General features: G+C 49.0%; 8 protein-coding genes and 1 pseudogene. 2 read left to right on the top strand and 7 right to left on the bottom strand.

Going from position 1 to position 9,473, the window contains the following annotated elements; all coding sequences use genetic code 11:
* The first annotated feature begins 35 nt into the window (after positions 1-35).
* Positions 36-635 carry a DUF1454 family protein gene (locus GA0061070_RS21035; protein WP_090138131.1) on the top strand — a complete coding sequence of 200 codons (600 nt, stop codon included), beginning with the start codon at positions 36-38 and terminating at the stop codon, positions 633-635.
* A 107-nt stretch (positions 636-742) separates the two neighbouring features.
* On the top strand, positions 743-1,510 hold the full coding sequence (gene tpiA / locus GA0061070_RS21040) for a triose-phosphate isomerase (protein WP_007369238.1): 768 nt from the start codon (positions 743-745) through the stop codon (positions 1,508-1,510).
* A 38-nt stretch (positions 1,511-1,548) separates the two neighbouring features.
* Here tpiA and GA0061070_RS21045 read toward each other — a convergent pair whose 3' ends face one another.
* The 7 genes and pseudogenes from GA0061070_RS21045 to GA0061070_RS21075 form a co-directional block, all read right to left on the bottom strand.
* Positions 1,549-2,853 carry an SLC13 family permease gene (locus GA0061070_RS21045; protein ID WP_090138133.1) on the bottom strand — a complete coding sequence of 435 codons (1,305 nt, stop codon included), beginning with the start codon at positions 2,851-2,853 and terminating at the stop codon, positions 1,549-1,551.
* A gap of 73 nt (positions 2,854-2,926) precedes the next feature.
* Positions 2,927-3,685, bottom strand: a complete 759-nt coding sequence (locus GA0061070_RS21050; protein WP_090138135.1) for a CDP-diacylglycerol diphosphatase — start codon at positions 3,683-3,685, stop codon at positions 2,927-2,929.
* Between the two features lie 122 nt (positions 3,686-3,807).
* Positions 3,808-4,797: a sulfate ABC transporter substrate-binding protein gene (locus GA0061070_RS21055; RefSeq protein WP_090138137.1), complete on the bottom strand. Its 990-nt coding sequence runs from the start codon at positions 4,795-4,797 to the stop codon at positions 3,808-3,810.
* A gap of 146 nt (positions 4,798-4,943) precedes the next feature.
* Positions 4,944-5,906, bottom strand: coding sequence for a 6-phosphofructokinase (gene pfkA, locus GA0061070_RS21060; protein ID WP_090138139.1), 963 nt, complete (start codon positions 5,904-5,906; stop codon positions 4,944-4,946).
* Positions 5,907-6,105: 199 nt separating this feature from the next.
* Positions 6,106-6,990, bottom strand: coding sequence for a CDF family cation-efflux transporter FieF (gene fieF / locus GA0061070_RS21065; protein ID WP_090138141.1), 885 nt, complete (start codon positions 6,988-6,990; stop codon positions 6,106-6,108).
* A 174-nt stretch (positions 6,991-7,164) separates the two neighbouring features.
* Complete coding sequence (locus tag GA0061070_RS21070; protein WP_090138143.1) at positions 7,165-8,964, bottom strand: LTA synthase family protein; 1,800 nt, start codon at positions 8,962-8,964, stop codon at positions 7,165-7,167.
* A 175-nt stretch (positions 8,965-9,139) separates the two neighbouring features.
* Positions 9,140-9,473: pseudogene (locus GA0061070_RS21075) on the bottom strand (IS4 family transposase); the annotation flags it as partial.

Consider the following 9,473-nt stretch of genomic DNA (forward strand, 5'->3'; position numbering starts at 1 on the left):
TTTAATCGTGAGCACACTTTAGAGAGGGCGATGTAATGAAAGCATGGCGTTACCCGATTTGGCTGCTCTTCTCAGCGCTGGTCTTCGGCTCCCCTGTTTGGGCGGAAGAGACGCCAGCCACAGCAACCGCGCCCTACCTGCTGCCAGGTGCACCGACATTCGACCAGTCGATCAGCCAGTTCCGGGAAAAATTTAATACCGACAACCCGACGCTGGCACTGAACGAGTTCCGCGCTGTCGATGGTCGCAACGATCAAGCGAGCCTGACGCGCGCCGCAACAAAAATTAACGACAACCTTTATGCATCGACAGCGCTGGAGCGCGGTACGCTGAAAATAAAATCGATGCAAATCACCTGGCTGCCGGTACAGGGGCCAGAGCAAAAAGCGGCGAAAGCAAAAGCCCTGGAGTATATGGCGGCGATAATTCGCGCGTTTTCCCCGGCGATGACCGCCGTACAAAGCGGGCAAAAGCTGCAAAAGCTGCTGAACAACGGCAAAAACAAGCCGTACTACGCGGAAACAGAAGGCGCAGTACGTTATGTAGTAGCAGATAACGGCGAAAAAGGACTGACCTTCGCTGTTGAACCGATTAAGCTGACGCTATCTGAATCACTTGAAGATAACAATAAATGACAAAAAGCAAAGCCATTCAAGGGATGAATCTCTATACTGTTTCACAGACCATGCTGCCCTGAAGGGTGGCCATATTCCTTAATTCGCCAAGCGCGTGGAGAGTAAAAATGCGACATCCTTTAGTGATGGGTAACTGGAAACTGAACGGCAGCCGCCACATGGTAAACGAACTGGTTGCAAACCTGCGTACCGAGCTGGCTGGCGTAACGGGCTGTGCGGTTGCAATTGCACCGCCGGAAATGTACCTGGATCTGGCTAAACATGCCGCTGATGGTAGCCACATCATCCTGGGCGCGCAGAACGTCGACGTTAACCTGTCTGGTGCTTTCACCGGCGAAACCTCTGCCGAAATGCTGAAAGATATCGGCGCGAAATACATCATCATCGGCCACTCTGAGCGTCGTACTTACCACGCAGAATCCGATGAATTCATCGCCAAAAAATTCGCTGTACTGAAAGCGCAGGGTCTGATCCCGGTACTGTGCATCGGTGAAACCGAAGCAGAAAACGAAGCGGGTAAAACCGAAGAAGTATGCGCACGTCAGATCGACGCCGTGCTGAAAACCCAGGGCGCAAGCGCGTTCGAAGGCGCAGTGATTGCTTACGAACCGGTTTGGGCGATCGGTACCGGCAAATCCGCTACTCCGGCTCAGGCGCAGGCAGTACATAAATTTATCCGTGACCACATTGCTAAAGCAGACGCGAAAGTGGCTGAGCAAGTGATCATTCAGTACGGCGGTTCCGTGAATGCAGGCAACGCCGCAGAGCTGTTCACCCAGCCGGACATCGACGGTGCACTGGTTGGTGGCGCGTCCCTGAAAGCTGACGCTTTCGCAGTGATCGTCAAAGCAGCAGAAGCCGCAAAACAGGCATAATGCATTTAACCCTCTCCCTGTCGGGAGAGGGTTTATTCTTACAATCTCCCCAGTACGCGAAACCATGCATAGTCCAGTGGTAACAGCACCAGATACGTCACCACTGCCAGCGCCATGCAGAGCAGCATTCCCGATCGTGCCGGTACTTTCCCTAGCGCCATAGCCACCACAATAGGCGACGCCTGATACGGCAACAGCGGTGTGGAGTAACCCAGCACCTGAATCATAATGACCGACAGCAGCGGGAACCCGGTCGCGTCCGAAAAACTCTGCGCCAGCGTGGTAAACAGTGCCGGAACGCCGTTGGCCGTCATAATGAAATTAAGTGCCGTGGTGATGCCTGTCAGCGCGAGAAAACTGGTGAACGGGTTAGCCGGATCGAGCGGCATCACCCTCAACAACGCTTCCCCAACCGCACTGCCGATACCGGTTTGCGTCACCGTGATCGCTAAGCCCAAAATCCCGGCAACGTAGATACAGGTGCGGATATTCACCCCGCTGGAAAACTCGTCGCCATTGATAAAACCCGCTCGCGGCAGCAAAGTGACACAGGCCGCCGCCAGTCCCGTCCACGCCGGACCGATACCGTGCCAGCTCTCCGTCACCCACATCGTTAGCACTACAACCAGCAGCCACGTCAGTCGTTTTTCTTCCCGGCTCATCGGCGCAGAAATGGCCTCTTCACGCGGTACCTGCGGCTGCCCTGGAAACAGCCAGCAGATCAGGCCAATCAGAATCAACCCTTTCAGAATGCCCAGCACCGGCGTGTGCAATAGTAAGTAGGGAAGATAATTGAGATGGATACCATAGGAGCCTTCCGCCGCGCCGCTCATCACCAGATTGGGGACGTTGGCAGGCAGAATTGTCGCCGACAGCTGGAATGTCCCAAAACCGACCGCCAGCGCCAATCCGTACCATGGTCGGGTACCTTGGTTAATACCGGCGCGTGCCGCCATTGCCGCAACAATAGGCATCAACAGCGCGATGCGTCCCATATTCGACGGCATGACAAACGCTAGTGCGTAACTTAACAGTACGACGCTGGCGACCATTTGCAGCCATGACGTTGTCAGCCGCGATGACAACGCGCGGGCGGCTCTGTCCGCCAGACCGGTTTTACGGATCGCCACGCCCAGCACAAAGCCACTGAACACCAACCAGAATGCCGAAGAAGCAAACCCGCCGAAGATCACTTCCGGAGGCGCGATTTTCGCCATCATCGCGGCCGTAAAGAACAACAGCGCAGTAACAAACTCCGGTAACAGTGAGGTCGCCCACAGCACAATGGTGATGCCGATAATTAACGAGGGAAGGAATAGAGGGTGAGTAAGCCAGAGCGACATGCCTGTCTCCTGTAGATTTTTTCAGCAAGTCTACGGCGACAGGCAAGTTGAGTAAACGCGAATTATAGTGGGGTTATTTGAGGATATCGCATTGATGATCCTGAATTTCCTCCGCAGAAGCACGATTAAGTGCCAGCAGATTACGCCCGGTTGCCAGCAACACAAATGAACCGTCCGCCTGTTTCGCCATCGCCAGTGCAAAACGCCCCATATGCGCCTTTGCTTCCGGGACTTCTTCCGCCAGCATCAGGAACGGGCTACGTTGCACCAGCTCCGCTTCCGTCACGCGTCGGGCCAAATATTGATGGCCGAGCAAACCGCCAGGAAATGCCAGCCACTGGCTGCTGATCCGGGCGGCATTGTCGTTTAACTGTGCCCGCACGTCAGCACGCAGGCAGGAGATATGAATATGGAAATGGTTCTGCGTACGCCCCGTGCGGGAGTTGATGGCCAGAGAGATGGCATTATCCGGCACTTCTTTGCCACGCAGTTTGCTCATTACATCACGGGCCTGCCACGCCTGCCAGAAAAAGTTCGGCGTTGCCGCTTGCAGCAGCAGCGGGCTTTCCGTGCCGTTGATGCGATAAGTCGGCATCAGCAGGAATTGCAGCGGCCCATTGCGGTCTTTCATCAGCACGTAACCATTTTTCAGGTTCACTTGCGCGCAGGGAGCGGGCGAATTGTGTTCGCGGGCATTTGGCAGACATTGCCCGATAACGATCTGCCGTAAGGCATCAGGATTGCCGCGACCTTTAAACCAGTATGCTGTTCCCGTGCCTGCCAGAATAACCAGCACTGCCAGGGCAATGATAAGGCGACGTACTGTTTTCATATTTCCGCTTCCTTTGCTAAATAAGCCTGGATGATAGCGCAAATACCAGTGAAGCCGGAAATGCTGAATTTTAGCAAGGATAAAAACGACATCGCCCTCAAAAGAGGGCAATGTCTGGAGGATTAGCGTTTGCTGATTTGGTCGAACGTACCGCCGTTAGAGAAGTGCTCTTTTTGCGCTTTGGTCCAGCCGCCAAACTCATCATCAATGGTGAAGAGTTTCAGTTTCGGGAACTCACTCGCGTATTTCGCGGCAATTTGCGGATCGCGCGGACGATAGAAATTCTTCGCAACGATCTCCTGACCTTCCGGCGAGTAGAGATATTTCAGGTAGGCTTCAGCCACTTTCCCGGTGCCTTTTTTCTCGGCAACTTTATCAACGACAGAAACCGTTGGCTCAGCGAGGATCGATTCACTCGGCGTCACAATTTCAAACTTGTCTTTGCCCAGTTCGTTGGTTGCCAGCAGCGCTTCGTTTTCCCATGCAATCAGCACATCGCCAATACCGCGTTCAACAAAGGTACTGGTCGCGCCGCGTGCACCGGAATCCAGCACTTCAACGTTTTTATACAGCGCTTTCACGAACTCCTGCGCTTTTGCCTGATCGCCATTGTTCTGGTGCAGAGCGTAGCCCCAGGCGGCCAGATAGTTCCAGCGTGCGCCGCCGGAACTTTTCGGGTTCGGCGTAATAACGGAAACGCCCGGTTTTACCAGATCGTTCCAGTCATGAATCTGTTTCGGGTTACCTTTGCGTACCAGGAAAACGATGGTTGAAGTGTATGGCGCGGAGTTGTCCGGCAGGCGTTTGATCCAGTCTTTATCAATGCGGCCACGTTCAGCGATAGCGTCAACGTCATAAGCCAGTGCCAGCGTCACAACATCGGCATCAATGCCGTTAATCACCGAGGTCGCCTGTTTACCAGAGCCGCCGTGAGATTGACGGATCACAACATTGTCCCCGGTCTCTTGTTTCCAGTGCGCGCTGAATGCTTTGTTGTACTGTTCGTACAGCTCACGCGTTGGATCGTAAGACACGTTTAATAACTGAATATCCTTAGCCAGAACGCTGGTGGAAGCCAGCAGTAAAGTAATTCCCACGCCCCATTTATTCATCGCCCACTCTCTTTGGTTATCTATTTTGATAAGACCAGCGTGCCAGAAAGATAATCAATGATTAAAGAATAAAAAAAGATTGGCTATAACTATGCGGAATAAATAAATCTAAAAAAACGCCCTCACGGTGAGGGCGTTTCGCGCGATTAATAAAGTTTCTTTGCGCAGTCCAGCCAGTCGCCTTTGAACGGACGCTTCATGTTCTCAATAGCGTCGATAATGTCGTGGTGAACCATTTTTTCGTTCTGGATACCGACGCAGCGACCGCCAAAGCCCTGCAGCAGCAGTTCAATAGCGTAAGCGCCCATACGGGATGCCAGGATACGGTCGTAAGGCACCGGCGAGCCGCCGCGCTGAATGTGGCCGAGAACGGTAGCACGCGTTTCACGCTGTGTTTCGCTTTCGATATATTTCGCCAGCTCGTCAATGTCGCAGATATGCTCAGTGATCGCCACAATCGCATGTTTTTTACCTTTAGCGATACCGGCTTTGATTTCTGAAACCAGATCTTCGCGGTTGAATTCTACTTCCGGCAGAACAATAAACTCACAGCCACCGGCAATTGCCGCAGCCAGAGTCAGGTCGCCGCAGTAACGGCCCATCACTTCAACGATGGAGATGCGCTGGTGGGAAGAAGAGGTATCACGCAAGCGGTCAATCGCTTCAACGACGGTTTGCAACGCGGTGAAATAACCGATGGTGTAGTCCGTTCCCGCAACGTCGTTATCGATGGTGCCTGGCAGACCAATGCATGGGAAACCCATTTCAGTCAGGCGCTTGGCGCCCATGTAAGAACCGTCGCCGCCGATAACAACCAGAGCGTCAATGCCGCGTTTTTTCATGTTCTCAATAGCCACGGCACGGACATGCTCTTCGCGGAATTCAGGGAAGCGAGCAGAACCAAGGAATGTACCGCCGCGGTTGATCATATCCGACACGCTGTAGCGGTCGAGTTGGATCATGCGGTCTTCGTACAGGCCGAGGTAACCATCATAGATACCTGCAACTTCCAGACCTTCTGTTAATGCGGCACGGACGACCCCGCGGATCGCGGCATTCATGCCTGGCGCATCACCGCCACTTGTCAACACACCGATTTTTTTAATCATGACTACCTCTGAACTAGGAATGCAAAATAAATTCTGTGGCCCGAAGCGACTCCCCACGGGAGCGAACAACTATGCTGCAAATAGTATATCAATCACTGCTTGCTGAATTGATTCAGGTCAGCCCAAATGGCGGTAATTTATACACAAAAAACGGGTCTGGCTCATTTTTTTACAATGAAATACGAATACCCTACTATGCTTAACGTCCCTGAGGGACGACTGAGCAGGGATCCTGGTGAATAATCACATCCGAACCCGGAAAACTTTGCAAAATGGCCAGCTCTACCTGCTCAGCCACGATATGTGCCTGAACCAACGGCAGGTTATCGTCCATTTCTAAATGTATTTGAATAAAGCGGGTCGGCCCTGACTGCCGCGTGCGGAGATCGTGCGCGCCGCTAACGCCTGGCCAAGCAGTGACGATATCGATAATCTCCCGGCGCTCTTCGTCGGGTAACGCTCTGTCCAGCAACGCCTGAACCGCTTCATACCCCATGCGTAACGCGCTATACAGAATATAGCTGCCGATCCCCAGTGCAAACAACGCATCAGCCCGATGCCAACCGTACCAGGACAGACCAAGCGCGATGAGAATTGCACCGTTCATCATAACATCAGACTGATAATGAAGCATATCCGCCCGCACCGCCTGGCTGTGGGTTTTGCTTACCACCCAGCGCTGAAAAGTGATTAACATCACAGTACTGAATAGTGCTACTAGCGTGACGGTAATCCCAATCCCGGCAGCACGAAGCGGCTCGGGGCTAGCCAGATGCTGGATACCGGTCAAAAACAGAAACAGTGCCGAACCGGAAATAAACATACTTTGCGCCAACGCGGCCAACGACTCCGCTTTACCATGTCCGAAAGTGTGTTCTTCATCAGCGGGCTGCAACGAGTAACGCACCACTAACAGGTTGGTCAACGATGCCGCGATATCCACCAGAGAATCTACCAACGCCGCCAGAATGCTGACCGACCCGGTGAACCACCATGCAAAAATTTTAATTAACAGTAGTGACGATGCCATGACGGTCGCCGCGACAGCCGCCCGGGTAATCAGCCGCCCATAGGATTGATTCATAAATGCTCCTGCTTTGCCCTGCGAGAATTATAACGGATGGCATCGGTAGGAATAGTACGAGTAAGCGTAAGATCGTTTGATAGTGAAGTGCGTTGCGACAAAGAATCAACGACGAACAACGATCGTCTGGGGAGGATTCTCCCCAGACGATCTTAAAAAATCGAACCTTTGAAATCACTCAGTCACATTGTCAAACAGTGAAACAGAATACAGCCACGATGGTACTTTACCAATTAAGTTATTATAACCATTATAATCATTATAAATTGGCTCTTGGCAGCCATACTGTTGCATATAACTTGCAGATAACATACCCGAGCGGATAAAATATTTATCTACCAATGATGCCACGCAGAAATAAGGTTTTTGGTTGGCACTTTTAACAAATTGTGCAATAGCTTCTTTATCACTTGACTTAATAAACACCGGTACGTCACCAAGCTCCAAAGGATTCACATCCTTTTTAAAAGTAAAATCCTCATCTTTTTCTCCCACGGACAAAAAAAGTTGATGAGGTAATACATTCCTATCATAGAAATATTTATTAAGAGACGGTTTATGATCTCCATAAACGACAACGAGAGCGTCCTTATCTATTTTTTCAACTTGATCCAAAAAATCTGTCAGACGAGAAACAGCTTCCTCTGCTCTGGATTTATAAACAGTCTCTCCAGAATCATTCATATAAGGGAAAGGACCATGAGTTGACATTGTTATTAGATTCATAAAAATAGGCTTTCCATTCTTCTCACGCAGCTCTTTTAATGCCGCCCGATACAGCAGGTAATCATCCGCCTGATCCACATAAGGCTTCTTGCCTTTGCTCAACTCAACAGGTAACTCTCCCATCGCGAATATATCTTCAAATTGATCGAAACCAAACTTCGGATAAACTTTAACTCTTTTCCAGAATGCTCGATCATTATTATGTGCGGCAAAGGTATAATAATTACTGCGTTTTAACACACTAGCAAAAGACTCAGTATTATCTTTAAATACATCCTCATATTCTTGGTAAAGGATACCGGAAAGATAGCGTGAGTTACTAGGTAATCCGGTTAACATCTCAAATTCTACGTTAGCCGTACCTCCACCATATACAGGAGAAGTGGCCCGTAATGGAGTCATTCCATGGTTCAATAAAGGCTGAAAAATATCCTTGAAATTATTATTATCATACCAACATGACTCACATAGAATAAATATTATAGTTTTATTAATCGGTTTCGTTAGGACATAACTCTTGCGAAAAGAATGATACTCATCCAACCCTTCCTTACTAATTTTTGGAGCCGCAATCCGCACACTGGTCTGAATCAAATGCATTGGCAAGCCATGCGCTAAAACATTCCCGGGCCAGTTCCATGAGAAATAATCCATTTCATATTTATAATTAAGCTTACTGACTTTTTCTTTTACCCAAAAAGGAATGAAAGATGATACAGTTAAATATGGCGAAAAAGCCATTGGAATAGTAATAAACAAAAGTATAGCAATGACTTTCGATTGCGTTTTCTGCGTTTTTAATTTCCTATCCAAAAAAAACAAAAATATACCAACCAATATCATTTCGAAACAAAAAATCAGGTTATCTACAGAAAGATACTTCGATGCAAGTGAAACATTTGAACCTGCAATGACATCATTAAACGAAAGTGGCTCACCGGTAAGTGAAAATTTCTTCTGACTAATAACGTCAATAACAAAACAAATCAGCATTACAAGAAAAAGAGAAAAAAAAACTCTTAACTTCATTAACCGAAGAATCAAATAAATACAAATAACTGGTGAGGACATCCAATAAACTCTAATTAATCCATCATTATTTATATCGCTCGGGCTCTTCCCCAACACTCCTAATACAACTTTAAGAAAAAAAGCCAATATAGAAACGAAAAGAACCTCCAACATAAGTTCTTTCAAAATCCAACTGCTGTTTTTTTCCATATAAGCGGCTTCAATTCTCTGTGACATACCTTAAATTCCAAATATATTCTATGTAATATCAAATGATTACAAAAACCACATTCTATTATAGAATATATTTTCTTTGAAAAAAACTTGCAATTGGAGATTTATTTGCAGGGGCATAACAGAAAAATTAAAAATTTGATAAAAAACCTCTCCCCACCATGGTAATGCCAGTCAGTTAAGCAACTGACTGGCTCTTTTTCGGGGCTGTGGGGTATTTCCAGGGCCTCTCCTTTACCACTCTCGGGAAGGCCCTTTCCCTTCTTGTCGGTAATTTCACAAGTTGTCCCATACTTGCAAGATCGCGCATCAGCTCCGGTATACGTCCCGGTGATGCGCCCTGCAATGTCATCAGCATTCTCATCACCATTCCGCATGATTCTGAGAAACTCAGTTGATTCGGCCAGTAACCTTTCAGATGTTCCGCCATTTTAATCATCTGATATCTCACCAGATTATAAGCCAGTAAGACACCCCACAGCTCTTGCTCCACAAGCTCCGGCTTTTTACTT

The sequence above is a fragment of the Kosakonia oryziphila genome (assembly GCF_900094795.1).
Lineage (GTDB): Bacteria > Pseudomonadota > Gammaproteobacteria > Enterobacterales > Enterobacteriaceae > Kosakonia > Kosakonia oryziphila.

Bases quoted from the DNA above. Each gene is read 5' to 3' on its own strand.
- GA0061070_RS21035 (WP_090138131.1), top strand. From the start codon at position 36: ATGAAAGCATGGCGTTACCCGATTTGGCTGCTCTTCTCAGCGCTGGTC.
- tpiA (WP_007369238.1), top strand. From the start codon at position 743: ATGCGACATCCTTTAGTGATGGGTAACTGGAAACTGAACGGCAGCCGC.
- GA0061070_RS21045 (WP_090138133.1), bottom strand. From the start codon at position 2,853: ATGTCGCTCTGGCTTACTCACCCTCTATTCCTTCCCTCGTTAATTATC.
- GA0061070_RS21050 (WP_090138135.1), bottom strand. From the start codon at position 3,685: ATGAAAACAGTACGTCGCCTTATCATTGCCCTGGCAGTGCTGGTTATT.
- GA0061070_RS21055 (WP_090138137.1), bottom strand. From the start codon at position 4,797: ATGAATAAATGGGGCGTGGGAATTACTTTACTGCTGGCTTCCACCAGC.
- pfkA (WP_090138139.1), bottom strand. From the start codon at position 5,906: ATGATTAAAAAAATCGGTGTGTTGACAAGTGGCGGTGATGCGCCAGGC.
- fieF (WP_090138141.1), bottom strand. From the start codon at position 6,990: ATGAATCAATCCTATGGGCGGCTGATTACCCGGGCGGCTGTCGCGGCG.
- GA0061070_RS21070 (WP_090138143.1), bottom strand. From the start codon at position 8,964: ATGTCACAGAGAATTGAAGCCGCTTATATGGAAAAAAACAGCAGTTGG.